The sequence below is a fragment of the Streptomyces sp. NBC_00078 genome, from assembly GCF_026343335.1.
Taxonomy (GTDB): Bacteria; Actinomycetota; Actinomycetes; order Streptomycetales; family Streptomycetaceae; genus Streptomyces.
Map to the genome: position 1 here is coordinate 5386063 of NZ_JAPELX010000001.1, position 21305 is coordinate 5407367.

Consider the following 21305-nt stretch of genomic DNA (forward strand, 5'->3'; position numbering starts at 1 on the left):
ATGGAGCGAACAACATGTCCGATGCGCCTCCTCCGCCCTCCCGGCTCCCCCTCGACTGGATCGCCGCGGCGCTGCGGCGCGAGCGCACCCGGGCCGGGCTCTCCCTGTCCGAGCTGGCCAAACGGGCCGGGATCGCCAAGTCCACGCTCTCCCAGCTGGAGGCGGCGAGCGGGAATCCGAGCATGGAGACGATCTGGGCGCTGGCGGTGGCGCTCGGCGTGCCGTTCAGCGCACTGGTGGAGCCGCCGGTCCCGGCCGTCCAGGTGATCAGGGCGGGGGAGGGGCCCACCGTGCACTCCGAGCAGTCCAGCTATCTGGCCACCCTGCTGTCGGCCAGTCCGCCGGGAGCCCGCCGGGACATCTACTCCGTCCGGCTGGAGCCCGGCACCGTCCGCGACTCCCGGCCGCACATTCCGGGGACCGTCGAGCACATCGTGGTCAGCGCCGGCCGGGTGAAGGCGGGCCCGCCGGGCGAACAGGCGGAGCTCGGCCCGGGGGACTACATGGCCTACCGGGGGGACGTGCCGCACATGTACGAGGCGCTGGCGCCCGGGGCGACGTTCGTGCTGGTGATGCAGCACGTGTGAGTTCTCGTGTGTGAGGTTCTCGCGTATGAGCCGGGTACTGGGCTGCGGACCGAGCCGTGTACTGGTCCGTGTAGCTGTGCGGGAAAGGCAGGAGCCCCGTTGCCTTGCGGCACGGGGCTCCTTGGGTACTGCTATCTGTTCCGGATCAAAGCACCAGGCTCCGAAGACCGAAGACTCAGACGGGGGTGACGTTCTCCGCCTGCGGGCCCTTCGGGCCCTGGGTCACGTCGAAGGAGACCTGCTGGTTCTCCTCCAGCGAGCGGAAGCCGCTCGCATTGATCGCGGAGTAGTGAACGAAGACGTCGGGGCCGCCGCCTTCTTGGGCGATGAAGCCAAAGCCCTTTTCGGCGTTGAACCACTTCACGGTTCCGGTAGCCATAAGCCCTCCTTGGGCCCAAAGGGTTGCCCTGCTCCAGAACCCTGCAAGTGTGAAAACAAGTCCCGCACTACTGCATACGTCTGAAAACGACTAGAGCCCGCGGTTACATGCTCCGCAGGCTCTGTACTGCAAGGGAAACCAAACTGCAACTTGCGGCGAGCCTAGCACGCAGGCAGCCGAAAGCAATAGAGGGCAAGATCACGTCACCCGAACGTTTGAAAGTGCCGCACGGGGCTGGCGGGACACCGGCAAAGGCGCCGCACCACCCTGAAGGGTGCACCGTACCCCATAGGGTCTAGCCTCGCGATGTGGACAATTCTCGCACCCGGCCGCGCGTCGGCCACATCCAGTTCCTGAACTGCCTGCCTCTGTACTGGGGGCTCGCGAGGACGGGCACGCTCCTCGACTTCGAGCTGACGAAGGACACCCCGGAGAAGCTCAGCGAGCAGTTGGTGCAAGGAGACCTCGACATCGGGCCCATCACCCTGGTCGAGTTCCTCAAGAACGCGGACGACCTGGTCGCCTTCCCGGACATCGCGGTGGGATGCGACGGCCCGGTGATGTCCTGCGTGATCGTCTCGCAGGTTCCGCTGGACCAGCTGGACGGCCGCCGGGTCGCCCTCGGGTCGACCTCGCGCACCTCCGTCCGTCTCGCCCAGCTGCTCCTCGCCGAGCGTTACGGCGTCCAGCCCGACTACTACACCTGCCCCCCCGACCTCAGCCTGATGATGCAGGAGGCCGAAGCGGCCGTACTCATCGGGGATGCGGCCCTGCGGGCGAACCTCCTCGACGGGCCGCGGTTCGGCCTTGAGGTGCACGACCTCGGCACGCTGTGGAAGGAGTGGACGGGCCTCCCCTTCGTCTTCGCCGTCTGGGCCGCCCGCCGCGACTACCTCGCCCGCGAACCGGAGATCACCCGCAAGGTCCACGAGGCCTTCCTCGCCTCCCGCAACCTCTCCCTGGAGGAGGTCGGCAAGGTCGCCGAACAGGCGGCCCGCTGGGAAGCCTTCGACGAGCGGATCCTGGAGCAGTACTTCACGACGCTGGACTTCCGCTTCGGCGGCCCCCAGCTGGCCGCGGTCACGGAGTTCGCCCGGCGCGTGGGCCCGACGACGGGATTCCCGGCGGATGTGAAGGTGGAGTTGCTGGAGCCGTAGGGAGCGCGCTGCAGGCCTCAGAGCCCCTGCCACGGCCTTGCCGCACCCTTGCGTCGAGCCAGAGGCCGTGAAGGGTTCCAGCCCGTAGTCCGCGTGCTACAGCGCCAGGGCTGACAACTGCGCTTTCCGAGTTGGGCGCGACGGGCCCGTCGGGGGTGGCGAAGTCCGAGTTCGCCGCCGTCGACGGACTGCCTTCGTCGGCGGCCCGCGGTCGCGGACGGCCCGGTCTTTCTGCCGGGTGAGAAGCTGACGGCCATCGACGCTGACACGGGCGCCACCGTGTGGACGCTCCCGCCGAGTGGCCGCCGCGGCTTCCACGACCCGACCGTCATCGACGGCGTGCTGTACGCCACCGACCTCGACCGGGGCATCCGGGCCGCCAACGCCGGGAACGGCAACCGGATCCGGCTCTGCGAGGACGGCAACCGCTTGACGCGAGAAGGTTCGTGCGGGCCGGGACGGCGCTGCAGCACTGCTCCGCCGGTGACATGGGCGGCGGCATCATCGCGCTGGTGGCCGGGGCCGGCAGGGTGCGTGCGCTGTACCTGGACCGACAGCACGGACGCCACCGGCCCACTGCCAGGTCGCCCTGTCGGGCAACCGGCTGCTGGTGACGGGCGGGCAGGAGGTCCACGCCCTGCCGGCCGTCCGACGCTGTCGTCCGCCGCTGACGCTGTCGTACGCCGCCGGTCGCGCGATGCCCTGTGGAGGGGCGGCCGAGCGCGGAAGCAGCCACTGCCATTAGTCTCCGTTAGCTGATGTAACGCACGGGGCCACAGGGGCCGACGGGAGGATGACCGCCATGCGGATGCTGGTCACGGTCGTGCAGGAAGGTGGTGAGCCGCACGACGTTGTGATCGCAACGGACGACATGGCCACCGCCGGCGATGTTGCCGAGGTGTTGGGGGCGGCCCTCGGGCAACCCGCACCACACCCGGGCCACGGCGCGGGGAACGTGGTGCAGATGCCGGGCACGACCGCAGTCCCGATGCCCGGCTACGGAGCGGCGGCGACCCGGGCTCCCTCGCTGTGGGCCGACGGTCTGTACTGCGATCCGGAGGCACCGGCCGCCACCGTACTGCGCGACGGCATGCGCGTGTCCGTGGACGACTCGATAGGCCCGCTCCTGCGCAAGGGCGAGCCGGTCGGCCAGTACGAGTTGAGGGTGGCCGGCGGACCCGCGGCCGGCCGGGTGGTCCGGCTGGGCGTGGGAGCGGCAACCGTGGGATCCGCGCCGACCTGCACGTTGCCCGTGTCCGACCCGTCGCTGCCGCAGGTCGCGCTCCGGGTGACGATCGACTTGCAGGGCGACACCAAGGTCAGTGCCGAAGGCGGCGCCGAGGTCCTGCTCGACGACGAAGCGGTGGAGACCGCGGCGTCCTGGCCGCTCGGCGGCGTCGTCCGGATCGGCGACTCGCTCCTCGTCCTCGACCGGGTGGCCGAGCCCGACGCCCATCTGTCCCTGATGAGCGAAGGCGGCCTCGCCTACAACCGCCCGCCCAGGCTGTCCCCCCTCAGACCCCGACGACGGCTCGTGGTGCCGGTCCCGCCCGGCAAGGGGGAGAAGGCCAAGTTCCAGCTCCTCATGGCGATCATGCCCCTGTTCTTCGGTCTGGGCATGTACTTCGTCACCAAACAGATCTACATGCTGGCGTTCTGCCTCATGAGCCCGCTGATGATGCTCGGCCAGTGGATCAGCGAGAACCGCGAGGGCAAGAAGAAGGACAAGACCTCGCTGAAGCAGTACAAGAAGGACTTCGCGCAACACAAGGCCGAACTGGCCGTCCTCGGCAAGGAGGAGCAGCGCGCCCGCCGCCAGGACGCCCCCGACCCGGCCGAGATCCTGCTCTTCGCCACCGGCCCGCGCCGCCGCCTGTGGGAACGTCGTCTCACCGACCCCGACGCGATGCTGCTCAGGATCGGCGTCGGCGGGCTTGAGTCCGACGTGGAACTCGCCCTGGCGCGCGGCGGCGTGTCGGGCGACGAGGAGAGTCCGCAGCCCCCGGTCCTGCCGGACGTCCCGGTCACCCTCCCCTTCACCCGGCTCGGCGTCGTCGGGATCGCCGGTGACCGCGCGCGGGCGATGGCCACCGCCCGCTGGATCAGCGTCCAGGCCGCCGTCCTGCACAGCCCCCGGGACCTCTCCCTCGTGTCCCTGTCGGCGACCCAGGCGGCCGGAGCGGAGTGGCACTGGACCCACTGGCTGCCCCACACCAACCCCGAACAGGGCCAGGACTGCGTGGCGTTGGTCGGCTTCGACTCGGAAGGCATCACCCGCAGGGTCAACGAGCTGCTGAACGAGCTGACCCGGCGCAAGGCGGCCCGCGAACAGCAGAACGCCATGGGGCAGTTGTATCCGGACGCCAACATCCTGCTCATCCTGGACGGCGCCCGCCTCCTCCGGCGCGTCCCCGGCGTCCCCCAACTCCTCACCGAGGGGCCGCAGTACGGCATCATCGCCCTCTGCATCGACGAGGACGAGCGGCTCCTCCCCGAGGAGTGCAAGGCCGTCGTCGCCTGGTCCCCGGACGCGGCTCATCACGTCCGGGTGCGCGGCTACGGCATGGAGGGCGTGGGCGACATCCTGGCGGACCAGGTCACCTACGAGTGGTGCGAGCTGCTCGCCCGCTCCCTGGCGCCGGTTCGGGACGTCAGCCGCGACGACGCCGGCGCCGCGCTGCCGACCTCGGCCCGGCTGCTGAACCTGCTGAACATGCCCAACCCCACCGGAGCGGACGTGGAACGCGTCTGGCACACGGGTGGCGCGACAACCTCCGCCCCGATCGGCATCGCGGCGGACGGCCCGTTCGTCCTGGACATCCGCAGGGACGGACCGCACGCGCTGGTGGCCGGTACGACCGGTGCCGGTAAGTCGGAGCTGCTGCAGACGATCATCGCCTCACTCGCGGTGGCGAACCGTCCGGACGCCCTGAACTACGTACTCATCGACTACAAGGGCGGCAGCGCGTTCATGGACTGCGCCCGGCTGCCCCACACCGTCGGCATGGTCAGCGACCTCGACGCCCATCTCACCGAGCGGGCCCTGGCCTCCCTCGCGGCCGAGCTGCACCGGCGCGAGCGAATCCTCTTCGACGCGGCCGCCAAGGACATCGAGGACTACAACGACACCCGCAAGCTCCGCCCCGAGCTGGAGCCCATGCCCCGACTCGTGCTGGTGATCGACGAGTTCGCCTCCCTGGTCGCCGAACTCCCGGACTTCATCGCGGGCCTGGTCGACATCGCCCGTCGAGGACGTTCACTGGGCGTGCACCTGGTGCTGGCGACACAGCGCCCGGCGGGTGTGGTGAGCGCGGACATCCGGGCCAACACGAACCTCCGGATCGCGCTGCGCGTGACGGACGCCTCGGAATCCCAGGACGTCATCGACGCCCCGGACTCGGGCGCGATCGCGAAGTCGACCCCCGGTCGCATGTACGTCCGCTCCGGCGCCCAGTCCCTGGTCGGCGTGCAGTCGGCCCGTATCGGTGGCCGCCGCCCGGCAACGGGACAGACCGGCCCGAAGGCGACGCTCCTGCCCCTGGCCTGGAACGCCTACAGCCGACCGCTCCCCAAGCAGGACCAGGCCGGCGACGACGGCACCATGGTCACCGACCTGGCGGTCCTGGTCGACGCGGTCCGCGACGGGGCGGCCCGCATGGGCTACGGCGAACAGCGCAGCCCGTGGCTGCCGCCGCTGGGGGAACAGGTGACCCTGCAGGAACTGGAGGAGTACGGGGCGGCGGGTTCCGGTGCCGACGTGGCGCCGATCCCGTACGGCCTCATCGACCTTCCCGCGAAGCAGAGCCGCACGCCGCTCGCCCTTGACCTGGTCCACGGCGAGCACACGCTGCTGCTCGGCGGCGCCCGCTCCGGCCGCTCGACGGCCCTGCGCACGCTGGCCGGTTCGCTGGCACGCGCCACTTCCCCGCACGACGTGCACCTCTACGGCATCGACTGCGGCTCCAACGCCCTCCTGCCGCTGATGCGGCTGCCGCACGTGGGCGCCGTGGTCACCCGCGACGAACCCGATCGCGTACGACGCCTGATCGACCGCCTGCTCGCTGAGATCGCCCGCCGGCAGCGGCTGCTCGCGATGGAGGGCGCGTCCAGTACCGCCGAGCAGCGCGCCGGGGCGGCGCCGGAGGACCGTCTGCCGTGGATGGTGCTCCTCCTGGACAGCTGGGAGGGCTTCGCCTCCACCTTCGAGAACTACAACTACGGCTCGCTGCTCGAAGCGGCCCAGCGAATTTTCCGTGAAGGTTCGGCGGTGGGGCTGAAGGTGGTGATGACGGCCGACCGCAGCGGCCTGAGCGGTCACGTCTCCTCCGCTTTCGCGGACCGGCTCGTCATGCGTTTCGCCGACCCGAGCGACTACGCCACGGCCGGCCTCCAGCCCCGCGAGGTCCCGAAGAACATGCCCCCGGGCCGTGCGCTGCGGATCACCGACATGGGCGTGAACGAGACCCAGATCGGTCTCCTTGCCGAGGACCCGGCGGGGCAGGCGCAGGTGCGCGCCCTGCGTGAGATCGCGGAGGAGGCGCGAGCACGTTACGCCCGTATTCCCGCCCAGCGCCGCCCTCTGCGGGTGGACGCACTGCCGTCCCGCATCACGGCGTCGGAGGCACTGGCCCTGGACCCCGACTTCGCTCCGTCGTCCCGCCTCTGGGCGCTGATCGGCGTGGGCGGCGACGAACTCCACCCCGTCGGCGTCGACCTGGAGGAGAACGGCCCCGGCTTCGTCATCGCGGGCCCGCCGAAGTCCGGCCGCTCCACCGTGCTGCTGGCCGCCACGGAGTCCCTGCTGCGCTCCGGCACCCCCGTGGTGCTGGTCACCCCGCGACGCTCCCCGCTCCGTGACCTGGAGGGCAGGGACGGAGTCCTGGGCGTGCTCAACGCCGACAGCCGTGAGGACGACCTGACGGAGCTGACCGCCAAGGCGCCGAACGGCACCTACGTGGTCGTCGCCGACGATGCCGAACTCCTCTACGACACAAGCCTCGACGAGGCCCTGGAGGCAGTCGTCCGCAAGGGCGCCGACGGCGGCATCGGCCTGCTCGCAGCCGGCACGACGGACAGCCTCTCCGGGCAGTACCGAGGCTTCGCCGTCGAGGCACGCAAGTCCCGCAACGGCGTACTGCTGACACCCCAGAGCCCGTCGGACGGCGAACTCTTCGGCATCCGGCTCCCCGCGAACAGCGGGGGCGGCACGGCGGGCAGCGGACTGTTCGTGTCGGGTGGGTCGTTCATGCCGATTCAGGGGGTCATGAACGGCTGAGCGCACGAGAAAGAGCAATGTGGGACGTCGCCTGGAAGCATCTGAAGAAGGCAGTCACGGACCTGGGCGACCCCAAGGCGACATGGACCGTGCATGCTGGACTCGTGGCCGGCGTCATCGGTTTCCAGTCGCACTTGTCCGAGAAGCTCTGGGGCGAGGCGGAGAAGTTCTCGCAGGAGGCCAAGGCCGCCTATGAGTGGCCGGCCAGGCCCCTTCCGGAATGCGATCGCATTCGCGCCCGCTCGCAAAGCCCGTCTCCGAGGTGCGTGCCTCGGGCGACAACAGGAGTGACGGGCGGCGGGTCGCTCCAGGGGCGGGCAGGTGTCACCAAGGGGCCTGAACGCGCCGCCGGGGCGCCGACTCGGAACCGTGGGTTCTCGGCCGGCGCCCCGGGGGCAGTGTCATCCGCGCGGGCGGCCAGGAATCAGGTGGCGCGCTCGATGTTGTCGGCGCTCGTCTGCGCCGACTTGCTGGCCTCGTTCAGGGTGTCGACCCACTTCGAGAACGTCGGCTTGACGTCGTGCCAGTCGTGGCGGAAGCGGTCGGCCTTGGGGCCCTTCCAGAAGCCCTCGCTGTGGCTCGTCTTGCCGTCCAGGTCCTTGATCAGGACCTGGAGGTCGTGAGCCTTGTGAGCGAAGAGCTTGGAAAGCTCCCGGAGTTGCTGAAGATCTGCACCGCGATCCATGGCGATCCTCCCCGTGTGGTTCAGAGGCAACCGGACTGTCCGTTTGCAACAGTGGACGCTACCGCACCACACATAGCCGTCGTCCAGTGCTGCCGGAGATCTGATCATCCGGTGAACAAACCGTGGTCATCCGGGCAGGAGGGCCAGGTAAAACGGGACCCATGCGTCGGTATGCTGATGCTCTTGAGACAGCGGGGGAGGCTGTTATGGCAAATCCTGACATACAGGAACTCAACCACCGTGCCAGCCAGTTGAGGTCGCTGGCTGACCACGTCGACGCGCTCGTCGACGCAGCCAAGAAGCACAGCACCGTCGGCATGAAATCCTGGTCGGGGCCGAACGCGGACCATGTGCGCGGCAAGCTGAAGAGCTGGCAGACGACGTGCGGCACGGTCGCCCAGGCGCTCCGCGACGAGGCGCACCAGTGCACCAAGGACGCCAAGGACCTGCAGAACCAGAAGAAGTGAGCCGGCGCTGACGCCGCCTCGCGGAAGGAACCCAGCCCAGTGCCTTCGTACGACAGCTCCCGAGCCCGTTTCCGCCTGGCAGACCGCCACATCGCCGTCTTCGCCCACCTCTTGGACGGCGAGACACCACCCGAAGAGCTGTGGGAGTCGCTGGTCGAACTCCAGCGGATCGGCCTGGTCGGCGAGGAGGGCGAGTTGGCCCCGCTGCTGCGCGACCTGCTCGGCACGCTGGCCGACCCCATGGTGCTTATCCAGGTAGAGGTCACTGGTGAGCACGGCCCCGTCAACCACGGCGTGGTCGTGGGCCAGGAAGCCGTCATCTCGCACGACGGCTGGCCGGGCGAGGAGGAGTCGGAGTACATCTCCATCGAGCCCAACACCCTCGTCTGGGAGCTGGCCCGCAAGGTCAATCTGCACCGTGGCGAGAAGCCCGAGGAGGGCGCCCCCGAGGTCCGCCTCAAGACGAAGATGGCGGCCCTGGACGCTGCGTTCGTGGCGCTGGAGGAACCCGGTGAGGACGACGACGCGACGCGGGAACTCGTACGCAAGGCGCTTGTCGAGGCCGACTCCGACCTCAAGGACCCGGCCCTCGGGCAGTTCCTGGAGCTGGTCGTCGCCCTCAACGCCACCTGGCGCATCACAACCGCCTGGGACGGCAAGCACGACGGCCAGACGTCCACCATGATCCGCGCTCTCGCCGTCTGGGACTGCGGCCCCCTCGGCTACTGGATCCGCGAACAGCCCGAGGAGCCCATCGTGCCGGGCCAGGTCGGCCCGGACAGCGCACTCGTGCTGGTGAGGTCCAACTCGGCCGAGGTCTGGGAGAAGATCACGGATCTGCTGCCGGACAAGGAAGAGCTGCCGATCCAGGGCGAGTGACGGCAGAGATTCTGTACAGAGCATGAGGAACGTCAACCCGGATGACCTGGATCAGCTCGCCAAGCTGTTCGACGGCAGGGGCGGAGTACAGGACAAGCTCGACGAGGCTTTCGCCAGGGCTTCGCGACTGGGCGTCAGCGGCAAGCTGACAGCCGTCAAGCCCCTGCGGACCTGGGTCTCCGACACGGCGCCGGATCTACGGAAGAGGGCCGCCATCGCGCGGCTGGAGGACGGAGATCCAGAAGCCGGCCTTCGATGGGCCGGATTCGACCCCAAGGACATCGTCAAGGCCGGCGTCTACCTCAAGGCTCCGGGTGTCCTTCTCATTGCCAACGCGATGGCCATCAGCGGCGATTCGAAAGCGGATGCCTTCCGCCGCAAGTCGAGGGAGTCCCTTGACGACTGGGTCGACCGGCTGCGCGCGCATGGCGTCGCACAGATTCCGGCGCTGACGCCCTACGAGAAGGAGATCGCGGAGATCCTCGGTGATGTCGGCGATGCCACGTCCACAATGGGGCACGGCGGGTCTGCCGCCTTCCACTCGGTGAATCTCACCAAAGTATTGGTGGGGAATTCCATTACCCAGGGTGCCTTGCGTGCGCACAAGGCGCGGTTCGTCGGACTCCTTCAGCGGTTCCAGGGTCGGTACACATGGGTGCCCGAGAAAGTTGCCGAATGGGCGGTCAAGCTTGACGAGTGGAATCCTCCCGTCAAGTCTCTGGCAGCCCCTGGTACGTGGTTGCCGAGTAAGCTGGCGGGCGTCGCCTCTGGAAATCCCGTTTACCAGGACGCCAGTCGGATTCCCTTGCTCAACGGTTCTCTTCTCACCCGAGTCGGTGAGGCCTATGACGCTGTACGCGCCCATAGGCTCATGAACACGAGAGTTCTCTTCGGCGTGAGCGGTAACGGGCTGATAGATGGGATCGTCGGCTCCGACAAGGTCGCGAAAATGTACGGCGGCCTGACGCACGCCGGGCAGATTCCCGGGCGTGCCGGGCAGGCCAGCCTGTGGAAGGTCGCCAAGAACGTGTATGCCGACCAGCGTCTCTTCGGCGAGGGGCGGCTGGCCGCGATGGGCAAGGGGCTGAAATTCGCAGGGAAGGCCAGCGGCGCACTTCGCACCGCCGGTGTCGTGGGCGGGCTGGCTTCGACCGGCTACAGCGTCGCCAATGTCTGGGTGCAGGGTAAGCCTGCCGCTGCCTTCAAGAAGAAGGGTGCCGGTTATGTGGCCGACGTGGCCGAGATCGGTTTCAATGCCTCGCTGACGGCGGCGACAGTGGCTCCGAACCCCTTCACCATCGGCGCAGTCGCGGTCACCGGTGCTGTCTATGCGGGAGCTAAGGTCGTGGAGCACTGGGACGACATCAATAAGGGCGCCGGTAAGGCCGCCGACCGGGTCGGCAACAAGGCAAAGGACCTGGGGAAGAGCATCGCCAAGTCCAAAGCGAATCCCATGAACTGGTTCTAGAGGAAGTTTTATGGCGAGTTTTGAATTCGAAGTAGAGCCGGAGCTCGAAGGCCCTGTGCAGCGTGGCTATGCAGGAGTCGTTGGCTCGTTCGGTACCGTTCGAGTATTTCGGCCCAGCGCCAAGCCAGGAGCGGAGCCTCTTCGCCAAGTCATTGTTTCCGGTCGGATGTTCCCGGAAGTAATGTTCAGTGGTGGAATGGGGAATCTCCCCTCGCTGGACGGCGGATCACTGGTGATCGATGGAATTCCGGTGGCACTCGACCTGAAGGTCACGGGCGTTCGCAAGGGCTCTCGATGGTTGGTGATAAACCATCAGGGCCGCACGTACAGCTACACCGCGGCTGGCGGAACGGCGCACCTCAAGCGCGATGGTTTCGAGATCACCATCGGCAGAGGCCGCTACATCCCCAAGGTCGGAGCCACCCGTCTGGGCCGAGTCGAGGGCGACGCCACAGCGACCGACCTGGCTATCGCCCTCGTCCTCGAAGAAGTTGACACGGCGGTGCTCACCACCAGTGGAGCTCTGCTCGCCATCCCAATGAACTTTCTTTTCGGCAGGCAGCGGGACGAGGGATGACCACGCCAGAGGCGGCTACTGCGCAGGAGCGGACGAAGCCGGACGGCGCAACAGCCGGCGGAGGAAGCCCGCGGCGCTGGCCCGGCACCATCGGCACGTTCCTCGTCACGCCCGTGGCGCTGACGGGCTGTGCCTGGCTCGCTCAGCGGCAAGGGACTCCGGTGCTGTTGCTGGGTGCGTTCCTCGCCATGGTCGTGCTGCTCGGGGCCTGGGTCATGTGTGGTGTGGGCCCCGGTCTGGGAGTGGCGGTGTCCGGGTTCGCCTTCATGCTCTTTGTCGGGCCCGCCATGAACGACTACGTCATCGACCACCGCGGCGTCCGGCACGAGGCAGTCGTCGCTGACACCGGCAGCTACTACAGGAAGCACGGCGACGGCCGCACGTGCAGGGTGGTGCTCACCGACACCCCCAAGTCCAGCTCCTACGAGGTGGATGACATGACCGGCTGCGACGACGGCCTCAAGCCAGGCCGCCAAGTCACGCTTGTCGCCGACCCGGACGGCTGGCTGGTGCCCCGGCTGAGCAGCGAGGTCGACGGCGTGGCGCCCTGGCTGATCCGTACGTGCGCCGGGCTGCTCACCATGATGGAGGCGTTCGTGCTGTACGGGCGGCTGCGGCGGCGCCGGGGCTGATCCGGCGCGTGCCGATCACCGTCCGGTCAGAACCAGTTCATGGGATTCGCTTTGGACTTGGCGATGCTCTTGCCCAAGTCATGAACCTTGTCGCCGACCCACTTCTTAGCCTCTCCGGCACCCTTCTTGATGTCGTCCCAGTGCTCGACGACCTTGGCGCCGACATAGACCGCTCCGAAGCCGACAGCGAGGCCGATGGTGACGGGGTTGGGAGCGATCATGGCCGCGGTCATGGAGGCGTTGAAGCCGGCCTCGGCAACGTCACCGACGTAAGCAGCGCCGTTGCGCTGGAAGGCCTTGACGGGGTTGCCCTGCGCGACAACGTTCGCGGTGCTGAAGACCGTCGCGGCCGCGCTTCCGGCGATGCCCGCTCCGCGCAGGACGCCTGCCACCTTGCCCGCACCGGCCAGCCCCTTGCCCAGAGACGCCGTTCGGCCGAATCCGAGACCGCGGGCCTTTGAGTAGATGTTGCCCGACACCTTGAAGAGACTCGCGTTGCCGGCACGCGCGACCGCTTGTCCCGAGTGAGTGAGCCCTCCATACCGAGCCGCAATCGAGTCGGAACCGACGACGAAGTCGATGGCCTTGTTGGCCGAAACGCTCTTCCAGATGGGCGACTTCATGAACTTCAGGCCACGGATGGCGTCGTAGCCCTTGCCCGTCCACTCGGCGACCTTGCCCTTGGTGCCCGGGACAGTCTGGGCCCACTGACTGAGTTTGCTCGGGAACCAGCTGCCGGGAGCGCCGAGGGAGCGGATCGGCGGCGTGTACTTGATGAGCTTGGTGCCCGACCACCGCAGCAGGCCGTTGTTGGTCCCGCGGAGCGTGACTCCGATACGGGTCTTCCAGGTCCGCAGCAGACCCCTCTTGAACGAGTTGCCGAGCAGGACCTTGGTCAGGGCCGCACCCTGAATGGTCACGGTGGCCGTGGTTCCGTTGACCGACTTCCAGTCGCCGTACAGGTCGATCACGCTCATGATCGTCGCAGCGTGCGGCTTGAGTCCCGGGATCTGTTCCAGAGCATGCGTTTTGATCCGCGAGATCCAGTCGTTGAGGGACTCGTTGGACTTCCGCTTGAAGACGTCGGCGTCCGGATCGTCGCTGGCGGCCACGGAGTTGGCAAGAAGGATCTCGTCGGGGGAAAGTCCCTCGCCCTTGTGCTCCTTGAGGTACTTGTCGAGGTCCTTGGCGCTGAAGCCGGCCCAGAGCACACCGGCTTCCGGGTCACCGCTCTCCAGCCGGGCGATCACCGCGCGCTTGCGCAGATCCGGGGCCGTGTCGGAAACCCAGCTCCGCAGTGGCTTGAGGGCGGTCAGGTTGCTGGAAACACCCAGACGTGAGGCTCTGGTGAAGGCCTCGTCGATCTTGTCCTGGACCCCGCCCCGCCCGTCCAAGAGCTTGGCGAGCTGTTCCAGGTCATCCGGGTTTACGGTCCTCACGCTCTTGCCCCCTCAAAAGTTGCGGACCCTGCGTGTACCGCTGATTTTCATACCTGACTGTTCGATTCGGCGCAGGAGCTTCATCGTACGCACGCGCACCACACGGCACAGGAAACGGGCAGGCTCAGCGCAGGTGTTCCACGGGACTGTTACTTGTCACCAACGAGCGCGAACGCGAACGCCAGCCGGCGGTCGAGCCAGTTCGCCTCGATCTTGACCTGCGCGCTGCCTTCGGATGTCATGACGACCTTGTCTCCGGCCCGCCATTCCAGCGACCGCGCCTTCTTCTTCGCTCCGTCGTCATTGCCCGTGCTGAACAGGCCGTCCACTGCCTCGAAGGTGGCACGGATGGCCACGCGCGCGGCCACCTCCCCGGTGCTTCCGCTCGCCCACTCGTTGCGCCCGACGATCTCCGGCTGGCCGGGCTGGTCGATGCGCCAGGTGTGCTTGAAGGGACGCTTGGGCGGAACACGACGAAGGGTCCCGATGAGCTGCCCCTGCGCGTCACGCACTGCATGGTGCTGTTCTCCGTCCACTTCCCGGGCCTCCTCCACGTAGCAGAGCAGGCGCCGCGCATCGACATCCTCGAAGAGCGTGAGCTCGGGACGTGACGGCAGGTTCGGGACGGACGACGAGCCGAGGAACGCGCAAGGGGCCAGAACCGGATAGTCCTTGCTGCCGGTCGGTACGCGCACAGCGGGCTTTCCCCATACCGACCGCAGCCGCTTGGGAGACTTGGGACGCTCAACGGACCCGACGGCGAACCTGAACACGGTTTCCCAGGAGACAGGCTCCACCGGCGCTTCTTCCGCTGCCTTCGCCTTGTTGTTCCTGCCGAACGCCACTTCCGCCTCCATGGCCACGCTTCACACCGGACAGCATGACTCTACCCAGGCGGGTTTACGATCCCTTGGGGGCGGGCGAGAGCCGGCCGTCGATCAGCGTCCGGCCCGCAGGAATCCGTACGAGACGGCGAGCCGACGGTCGAGCCAGGCCGCCCTGATCAGGAAGCGGTGGTGTGCGTCCGACGTCATCACCGGCTCGCCGTCGGCCTTCCACACGAGCACGCGCGACTTGCCGGGCTGGTCGCCGCCCTCCGCCCCCATGTCTGCCACCGCCTGCACGGCCCCCCGGCAGGAACTTGCCGGCGCCCTTCTGGACCATCTCGGTCACCCCGCCCTTGGCCCACTCCGAGCACGGGCTGCTGGGCTGGCGCATGTTACCCGGGCTGATGCGACTTGCTGTCCATCTGCGCCTGCTTGTGGCGGGCCTGCTCCACCAGTCGGTTCTCCTCCGCGGGGAAAGAGTCGAACAGCGTCTTGAGGCGCTTCATGCGGCCCTCGTGGTCGGTGCGCCAGTTGTCGGCCTTCTTGCCGATCCAGGTCTTCGGCAGCATGTTGTCGACGTTCTTCATGGCGGTGCGGATCTCGTTCACCGCGCTCTCGATCGCGTTCATGTCCTGGCGGCACATGTAGTCCAGGCGATCTTCCTGGGGTATGGCCATGAGTGGGCCCCTAGCCTTTGTTCGTCTCTTTTGTTCGCTTATTTGGAGCCGAAGCTCTCAGCATCTGCCCGAGGTGACTTTGGTCCGGATGGCGTAGTCGTGAACGTCCTGGCTGATACCGGAGGTTGTCGGCAGGCCGTTGGGGACGGGGTCCGCCGAGGTGATGAGGAGACAGGCCCGGTACTTGGTGGGCTCTGCCTGTCCTGTCCGGTAGTCGGCCTTGGTGCCGGTGATGACGTAGCTGTCCACGGCGCCTGGGGGAGGGGTGGCGAAGTCGTCCGTCAGGCCGAGGCCGTTGCCCTTCACGACGGCCTGCACCTCGGTGTCCACCAGGGTCTTGAAGCTGCCCGCACCCGGTGTGGCGCCGTCGCCGGGTGTCTGCCCGCCGGCCTGCATGTCGGCCGCGATCTTCTCGGCCTCGTGCAGGACCTTGTCCTGGGTCCAGTGCTGGGCGTCCTCGGCACTCCAGAGCAAGCCCGCCGCGATGACGGCGAGGGCGACGAACACGGCTCGGGAGGCGAGGACGAGGCCGAAGTTCCGCTCGGCGGTGGCCGCTTGGGTGTTCGGCGGAACCGTTTCAGCGGGTACGGAATCGACGGCCGCCGCCTCGCCACCGGGGGGCCGCTTCGGCAACCGCCGGTACACGCGGATCACGTCGAACGCGGCGGCGGCAACGGCGACGCTCACGATGAGAACGGCATACGAGTGGCCGTCCAAGTCTCCCTCCTTCCCCGTGGACCGGGTCTAATTCGCCGGCGTGGGGACCACGAGGGCGGGATACGGATGGTCTTTGTCCTCCAGAGCCACCGAGGGCCCGCCCAGGGCGATGATTCGGCTGTTGCTCTGCACGACGTGCCAGGGCACGAAGCACGGTGAGTCGAGTGCCGGATAGCTCTGCTTCGGCCGGCAAGTCGCGTTACCGGCAGTGCCTTTGGCGAGCGCCGTGACAGACCCGTCGGCTTTCATGTGCACGATGTATGCCGAGCCGTGCTCCCCCGAATCCACATCCAACAGTGTTGCGTACACGCCGGCATGGCCGTATGCGGGAGTCATGGTGAAAACGGAAAGAGCGGAAAACGGCTTGTTGAATCCTGGGAGCTTTCCCGTCAGTGACAGGCTGCGCGGGCTGTGTCCTGGGGTGAGGATGACCAGCTCGTCGGACTTCTTCGCCTGAAGATAGATCGCCCCGCCGGCGTCGACGGTCCCGGAGGGAATTCCTTCCTTCTTCGGGAAGGTGTAGACCTTCGCCGCCTGCGCGCCCTTGAGCGACCAGACGGAACCGCCGTCCACGACGATGAACGATCCGTCGGGGCGCATCCCGATCGGCTGTGGCTGCTTGATCTCGTCCGGAGCGGTGAGAGGCTTCGAGGTGCGGTGTCGATCGATGTGGATCAGGCCCGAGGGACCGGCCGTGAACACCCCGTCGTTCCCGGCTGTCGCCATGCCGTAGGAGCCGTAGTCCGCATCGATGTGCGCAAATCGGCTGATCTCGCCGGACGGTGTCACCTTCAGCACGTCGGCGGCGGGCGAATCGTCGCCGTTGAGCGCGTAGATGTTGCCCGAGCGATCCGACACCACCGAGCTGTGGGGGTTCTCGGCCGCGCTGTCCAGGTCGCCCTTCTTGTCGATGGCGCTGAGGGCGAAGGCCGACAACTTGCCGGGCTTCGGAGCGGGAATGACGTCCGCCTGGTGGCCGGCGGAACCGTCCGAACAACCGGCGAGCGCCAGGACCAGCAGGAAGGGGACAGCTCCGCGGCGCAGAGTCGCGTGCATTGCCTTACTTCCCGTCCTTGGACACCTCTGCATGATTGAACCCCCTCTCGAAGGGCTCAGTCTCGTCGAGGTGCTTCTCGTTCTTCTCCGTGTTGAACCAACCCTGGAAATCGGCAGACTTCATGGCATCGGGGTTGATGGTCCTGGTTTGCGGGTCGTACCAGTCCCTGTTCGCGGGAGGGCTCCACTTGCCTGCACGGATCATGCCTTGCGCGATCGACGGAGAGAACGTCGTGTACTGCGTCTCGGCTTCTTTTCGGTTCAGCGATTCCTGCTTGCCGGCGTTGTCGGTGGAGAAGGGGTCGCCGAGCGACTTGAAGGTTCTTCCCAGACTGACCATGTTCTGCGAGTACTTCAGCGCCTTGGCGGCGATCTTGGCCACCCCTTCGGGATCCTTCGGCCCGGGAATGAAGCCGAACAGCGTGCCGGCCGAGTCGACGATCACGGCGTTCATCTTGTGCTGTGCGTCGTGTCCCTACGCGCCCGAGCGCGTCATCCGTCCCCTACGCGCTCGTGCGCGTCATTCGCACGACGCCCTCCGCCAGCCCCGACACCTTGAACAGAACGCCCGCGAACTCGACCGTGTCGCCGACCCGGACGTCCTTGTACATGGCTACGGGGATCGCCGCGCAGTTCGCCCCGAAGCCGGCGGTGTGTGTCTTGGTGTCGACGTAGGAGACGGTGATCGACAGACCGGTGGGGAAGCGCGTCACGCCGCCGTTGCGCAGGACGGACAGGGTGCTCCCCTTTGCCGGGAAACCCTTGGCCGCCGCGGCCAGGACGGACGGGTTGGTGGAGAAGCAGAGGCCGTTGTCCGCCTCGCCGCCCTTCGACTCCAGGGACTTGGGGGCCGCTGCCGCCGCTGCCTTGTCCTTCGCGTCCTGAGGCGCCAGGACGACCCGGTAGGAGCACACCTGGCTGGCCTTGTACGCATGCCCGGCCACGGTGATCTGCTGCCCGGCCCTGACGGTCTGCTTCTTCTGGCCGTCCGCGTAGCTCGCACCGTCGCGCAGGGACGCCGTACGCGTCGTACCGTCGGCGGTCGCGGTGTCGTACTGGACGCCTCCGCCACCCGGCAGCCGGTACCCGCCGCCACGCAGCACGTGCAGCCCACCGGCCGTGGCCTCGCCCACGCATTCCGGGCCCTTGTCCCGGGCCGCCGCCTGGGCGGTCGCGGGCGCGGGTGACGGGTCGCCACCGGTCGCGTCGTCCGACGACGAACCGCAGCCTGTCAGCGCCAGCAGGGCCGTAATGGCTCCCGCGATGCCGTACTTACTCGCCGGCCTGAGCACCGGTCGCCTCCTCGTTGCCGTCGGCCACGCGCTCCAGCGTGATGTGGGTGCGGTACTCGACCTCCGTGACGCGCCAGGCGTCACCGGTGATCTCCACGACGTCGCCAGGGGTCAGCTCGTCGTACTCGGCGACGGGCCGGCCTTCGCAGCCGACCTGGATCCGGCCGTGCACCGACGGCTCCTTGAAGATCGTCACCACGATGTGGTGGGTCCGGCCGTCGTACCGCACCTCATAGGGGATGTGGTAGCGGAGCACCCAGCGGCCGTCGAACTCGAAGGGATACTTCACGTGCGGTCGCTCGGGCACTTCACTCACCTGCGGGGGAACGTGTCGGACATCAGGGGACATCGAATGCCTCGGCTCCCCCGAAGTACTTGTTGAACTGCTCCTGCGACACCGTAATCGGCGGGTAGCCCGACGTCCCCCAGGGGTTGCCGAGGATGACCTTGCCGTCGGCGGTGAAGCCGCGTACGTAGTACGCGTGGTTGGTGCAGTAGGTGTTGCCCCACTCCTTGGGGTGGTCCTTGTCCAGTTTCTCGTCGGCCGGCGTGGAGACGGTGACGACCTTGCCGGAGTCGAAGGCCTTCTTCAGCCCGTCCAGGCTCTTGTCCTCGTGCTCGCCGATGCCCAGGAAGCCGCCGGTGGTGAGGTCCTCGCCCTCCTTGCCGGTCAGATACGGCGCGGACTTCTTGGGGTCGTCGCCCTCGACACCGCCGTAGCCGCGCTCGCCGTCACCATCGTCCGAGTAGGCGATCGCGAAGGCCTTCTCGTAGTACGCCGGCCAGGACTCGCCGTTGCCGTACGTGGTGATGGGGGAGCCGTTGCTGTCGGTCGGCAGATCGGGGGTCATGGTGACCCACTGGTAGTTGCCGCCCTTGTCCCAGACGCGGACGCTGACCGTGCCGTTCGGCTTCTGCTTGATGCCTTCCTGGAGGAACTTGGGGTCCTTCTGCGCCAGGCCGGCCAGCGAGGCGACGTACCAGCAGTCGCCGAACTGGCGCTGGTTGACGTCGTCGGCCGAGACGCCGTCGACGAACAGCGGGTCGGTGGGCGTCTCCCAGTGGATGCCGTTGTTGGTCTGGCCGTTCTGGTTGTTGCCGCCCTGCTCCCAGGCGCCCGTGTTGGTGACGTCCGGTTGCATGCCGGGGAAGGCCGCCTGGAACTTGCCGAAGTTCTCCGGGCTGATCTTGGACAGCATCCCGCCCAGGGTCGCCCGTCGCTTGTCCTCGGGCAGGCCGTTCTCGTCGAACGGATTCCAGCCCGAGTCGTCGGTGCAGCTGACGAGCTGGTTGTAGAACGCGAGATCCTTGGGGGAGGCCTTCGACACGAGCGCGTCCATCTCGGCGGCCGTCAGCCCGTCGAGTTCACCGGAGACCCTCTCCAGGTCGTCACGGTTGCCGTTGGTCCCGAAGTCCTTGCCCTGCAGCTCCTGAAGGTGACGCAAGGCATCGTCGACCTTCTGTGCGTTGGCCGGGTTCTCGTCGAGAAAGACGCTGGCGTCGCTGACGGGATAGCCTCGCTCCGCCAGCTGCTGCGCCCCCTCCAACTGCTTGATGCGACGCTTCATCGACGACTGCATGTCGCCGAGCTCTCCGCCGAGGGAACCGGGCAGACGCCGCCGCCCTCCGAAGAACGACGGCATCGGGATCACGTCACCGACGAGATCCTGGAGATCGGGATCGCGCGAGGCGTTCTGCCCGGCCGGAAGATTCTGCTGGGCGCTGGTCAGGACGGAGGCGAGCTGGGTGTGCAGTCGCCCGGATTGCCCGGCGAGCGTATCGAGGTCGCCTGCGAGCGCCGTGAGTTTGGCGGCGTCGAACCCCCTGAAGACCATCAGTGGCCGCCCGTTCCGGTCTTGGCCTTGTCCTTCTCCTTGGCCTGCCGGTCCAGCTCGTCGGCCTGGCTCTCCCACCGCGTGGCATCGACGAGCAGCGAACTCGCCATACTGCTCAGCGAGTTCTGCCGCTTCTGCAGCTTCGCCGTGCACTCGTCGGCGAAGGGCCCCTGCCAGATCGCGCCCTCGTCAACACCGATGCGGAAGGCGTCGGTGCGCGGAGTGGCCTTCTTCACCGCGTCGTCGAGATACGGCCCGAGCCGCCGCGCTATGGACCGGGCCTCCCGAGCACACCCGCGCAGATTCTCCGCCCGCCTCTTCAGTTCGGCGGCGTCCTCGCCGTCCTTGGCCGCCATGCGCGGTCCTCTCCCCGTTGACTGCTGCTGCGTCGTGTATTGATCGATGACTTGATCTACGACGTCGGTGGTGAAGCATACGAGGGGTGCGCAGGGTGCGCGATTGGCGACTGGAATCTCCTCGACCGTCACGCGGTCGTCACAGGGATCAGGGTCCGACGAAAGACACCAGGGCCGGACCGTCGGCCGGGGACCACGGGAGCTATGAGAGGTGCGGCTGGGAGTACACGAGTACCGGAACCTGAGGTGCAAACGCGTCCACTGCGGCCTGGAGCCGTTCTGGGGCAAGCCGCCAGAAGTTGATGGGACGGCTTGCCAGGAACAACTCGTAGTCGACGTGCGGTGCCAGCTTCTCGGCCTTCTCCCGACTGAGGCCGCTGTTCATCCCGGGCAAAGCGGGCGCTCCGGGCTTCCGCTGCACTCCGATGTGGTCGATCCCGTTCCCAGCTGTGCGCTGATGCCACACCACGATGGATGTGATGTCGCTCCAGGGCACGAAGGCGAGCTGGCGCTCGTAACGCGCGGGAGCACCCCCGAGCAGTACTCCTTCTCCGTCGACGCGGAAGGCGACCAACTTCTTCCACTTCATGCCGCCGAGCAACTGGAAGGGAGTTCGGACGAAGTGCGCCTCGTAGACGGGTGGGTTCGCGTCAGTCATCAGGAAACCTCATGAAGGGCTGCGTCGTGCAGGAAGGGTTCGACACATCACAAGCTACTTTGCGGCACCAGACTTCTTCTTATGCTCTTCGTCCTGCACGCGCTGCAGGATCTTGTTGTACTGCCCTCGTGCTGCGTCCAACGCGTCGTGGATCGCCTTCCTCCGGCCGTTCCATTCCGAACGGAACTTGTCAGCAGCCGGGCCTTGCCAGGCCTCGGTGCCGGACGCCGCGTCCACTGCGTCCAGCGTCTTGTCGATCTCGTTCGCGAACCGTTTCAGGTTGTTGAGATCTTTCCTGCACTCTTCGACGCGATCGCTCATGACTCCCTCTCCCCGGGCGCT

Annotated in this window: 24 protein-coding genes; 9 read left to right on the forward strand and 15 right to left on the reverse strand. The window is 67.4% G+C overall.

Features of this window, described 5'->3' with window-relative positions; translation table 11 throughout:
- The first annotated feature begins 14 nt into the window (after positions 1–14).
- Positions 15–587 carry a helix-turn-helix domain-containing protein gene (locus OOK07_RS25240; RefSeq protein ID WP_266798648.1) on the forward strand — a complete coding sequence of 191 codons (573 nt, stop codon included), beginning with the start codon at positions 15–17 and terminating at the stop codon, positions 585–587.
- A gap of 175 nt (positions 588–762) precedes the next feature.
- On the opposite strand, the gene OOK07_RS25245 is transcribed toward OOK07_RS25240, so the two are convergent.
- Complete coding sequence (locus tag OOK07_RS25245) at positions 763–966, reverse strand: cold-shock protein (protein ID WP_003992177.1); 204 nt, start codon at positions 964–966, stop codon at positions 763–765.
- Between the two features lie 308 nt (positions 967–1274).
- On the opposite strand from OOK07_RS25245, the gene OOK07_RS25250 reads away from it, so the two are divergent.
- From OOK07_RS25250 to OOK07_RS25255, 3 genes are all read left to right on the forward strand, one after another.
- A complete protein-coding gene (locus OOK07_RS25250) occupies positions 1275–2123 on the forward strand; it encodes a menaquinone biosynthetic enzyme MqnA/MqnD family protein (protein WP_266683017.1) in 849 nt (282 codons plus the stop codon).
- Between the two features lie 117 nt (positions 2124–2240).
- Entirely contained in the window at positions 2241–2882 is a 642-nt protein-coding gene (locus OOK07_RS43495; RefSeq protein ID WP_353962327.1) for a BamB-related PQQ repeat family beta-propellar protein, read from the forward strand.
- Between the two features lie 43 nt (positions 2883–2925).
- Positions 2926–7398, forward strand: coding sequence for an FtsK/SpoIIIE domain-containing protein (locus tag OOK07_RS25255; protein WP_266802019.1), 4473 nt, complete (start codon positions 2926–2928; stop codon positions 7396–7398).
- 424 nt (positions 7399–7822) lie between these two features.
- Here OOK07_RS25255 and OOK07_RS25260 read toward each other — a convergent pair whose 3' ends face one another.
- Positions 7823–8083 (reverse strand): WXG100 family type VII secretion target, encoded by a 261-nt coding sequence (locus OOK07_RS25260; RefSeq protein ID WP_266519330.1) that lies wholly within the window; start codon positions 8081–8083, stop codon positions 7823–7825.
- A 206-nt stretch (positions 8084–8289) separates the two neighbouring features.
- Between OOK07_RS25260 and OOK07_RS25265 the strand changes: the two genes are divergently transcribed.
- From OOK07_RS25265 to OOK07_RS25285, 5 genes are read left to right on the forward strand one after another with little or no spacing between them, the layout of a single operon-like run.
- Positions 8290–8550 carry a hypothetical protein gene (locus tag OOK07_RS25265; RefSeq protein WP_266683018.1) on the forward strand — a complete coding sequence of 87 codons (261 nt, stop codon included), beginning with the start codon at positions 8290–8292 and terminating at the stop codon, positions 8548–8550.
- 39 nt (positions 8551–8589) lie between these two features.
- The gene (locus tag OOK07_RS25270) at positions 8590–9429 is read left to right on the forward strand and encodes a hypothetical protein (RefSeq protein ID WP_266683019.1); all 840 of its coding nucleotides are present in this window, start codon (positions 8590–8592) and stop codon (positions 9427–9429) included.
- 22 nt (positions 9430–9451) lie between these two features.
- On the forward strand, positions 9452–10897 hold the full coding sequence (locus tag OOK07_RS25275) for a PE-PGRS family protein (protein ID WP_266798651.1): 1446 nt from the start codon (positions 9452–9454) through the stop codon (positions 10895–10897).
- A 10-nt stretch (positions 10898–10907) separates the two neighbouring features.
- On the forward strand, positions 10908–11474 hold the full coding sequence (locus tag OOK07_RS25280; protein WP_266798653.1) for a hypothetical protein: 567 nt from the start codon (positions 10908–10910) through the stop codon (positions 11472–11474).
- Positions 11471–12106, forward strand: a complete 636-nt coding sequence (locus tag OOK07_RS25285; RefSeq protein WP_266798655.1) for a hypothetical protein — start codon at positions 11471–11473, stop codon at positions 12104–12106. Before OOK07_RS25280 ends, OOK07_RS25285 begins: the two co-directional genes overlap by 4 nt.
- A gap of 26 nt (positions 12107–12132) precedes the next feature.
- On the opposite strand, the gene OOK07_RS25290 is transcribed toward OOK07_RS25285, so the two are convergent.
- From OOK07_RS25290 to OOK07_RS25350, 13 genes are all read right to left on the reverse strand, one after another.
- Positions 12133–13545 (reverse strand): PE-PGRS family protein, encoded by a 1413-nt coding sequence (locus tag OOK07_RS25290; RefSeq protein WP_266798657.1) that lies wholly within the window; start codon positions 13543–13545, stop codon positions 12133–12135.
- A gap of 149 nt (positions 13546–13694) precedes the next feature.
- Complete coding sequence (locus OOK07_RS25295) at positions 13695–14408, reverse strand: hypothetical protein (RefSeq protein ID WP_266683024.1); 714 nt, start codon at positions 14406–14408, stop codon at positions 13695–13697.
- Positions 14409–14483: 75 nt separating this feature from the next.
- Positions 14484–14660: a hypothetical protein gene (locus tag OOK07_RS25300; protein WP_266798660.1), complete on the reverse strand. Its 177-nt coding sequence runs from the start codon at positions 14658–14660 to the stop codon at positions 14484–14486.
- Positions 14661–14764: 104 nt separating this feature from the next.
- A complete protein-coding gene (locus OOK07_RS25305; RefSeq protein WP_266798662.1) occupies positions 14765–15049 on the reverse strand; it encodes a hypothetical protein in 285 nt (94 codons plus the stop codon).
- 57 nt (positions 15050–15106) lie between these two features.
- Positions 15107–15766, reverse strand: coding sequence for a hypothetical protein (locus OOK07_RS25310; RefSeq protein ID WP_266798664.1), 660 nt, complete (start codon positions 15764–15766; stop codon positions 15107–15109).
- A 27-nt stretch (positions 15767–15793) separates the two neighbouring features.
- Positions 15794–16822, reverse strand: a complete 1029-nt coding sequence (locus OOK07_RS25315; RefSeq protein ID WP_266798666.1) for a hypothetical protein — start codon at positions 16820–16822, stop codon at positions 15794–15796.
- Between the two features lie 4 nt (positions 16823–16826).
- Positions 16827–17267 carry a hypothetical protein gene (locus tag OOK07_RS25320; RefSeq protein WP_266798668.1) on the reverse strand — a complete coding sequence of 147 codons (441 nt, stop codon included), beginning with the start codon at positions 17265–17267 and terminating at the stop codon, positions 16827–16829.
- A 58-nt stretch (positions 17268–17325) separates the two neighbouring features.
- The gene (locus tag OOK07_RS25325; RefSeq protein ID WP_266798670.1) at positions 17326–18114 is read right to left on the reverse strand and encodes a hypothetical protein; all 789 of its coding nucleotides are present in this window, start codon (positions 18112–18114) and stop codon (positions 17326–17328) included.
- Complete coding sequence (locus OOK07_RS25330) at positions 18095–18421, reverse strand: DUF6406 domain-containing protein (RefSeq protein WP_266798672.1); 327 nt, start codon at positions 18419–18421, stop codon at positions 18095–18097. The genes OOK07_RS25325 and OOK07_RS25330 overlap by 20 nt, the downstream gene beginning before the upstream one ends.
- A 31-nt stretch (positions 18422–18452) precedes the next feature.
- Positions 18453–19949, reverse strand: a complete 1497-nt coding sequence (locus tag OOK07_RS25335) for a C2 family cysteine protease (RefSeq protein ID WP_266798674.1) — start codon at positions 19947–19949, stop codon at positions 18453–18455.
- On the reverse strand, positions 19949–20305 hold the full coding sequence (locus tag OOK07_RS25340) for a hypothetical protein (RefSeq protein WP_266683034.1): 357 nt from the start codon (positions 20303–20305) through the stop codon (positions 19949–19951). Before OOK07_RS25340 ends, OOK07_RS25335 begins: the two co-directional genes overlap by 1 nt.
- A gap of 202 nt (positions 20306–20507) precedes the next feature.
- Positions 20508–20963 (reverse strand): hypothetical protein, encoded by a 456-nt coding sequence (locus OOK07_RS25345; protein WP_266798676.1) that lies wholly within the window; start codon positions 20961–20963, stop codon positions 20508–20510.
- Between the two features lie 54 nt (positions 20964–21017).
- Entirely contained in the window at positions 21018–21284 is a 267-nt protein-coding gene (locus OOK07_RS25350) for a hypothetical protein (protein WP_266798678.1), read from the reverse strand.
- Between the last annotated feature and the right edge of the window lie 21 nt (positions 21285–21305).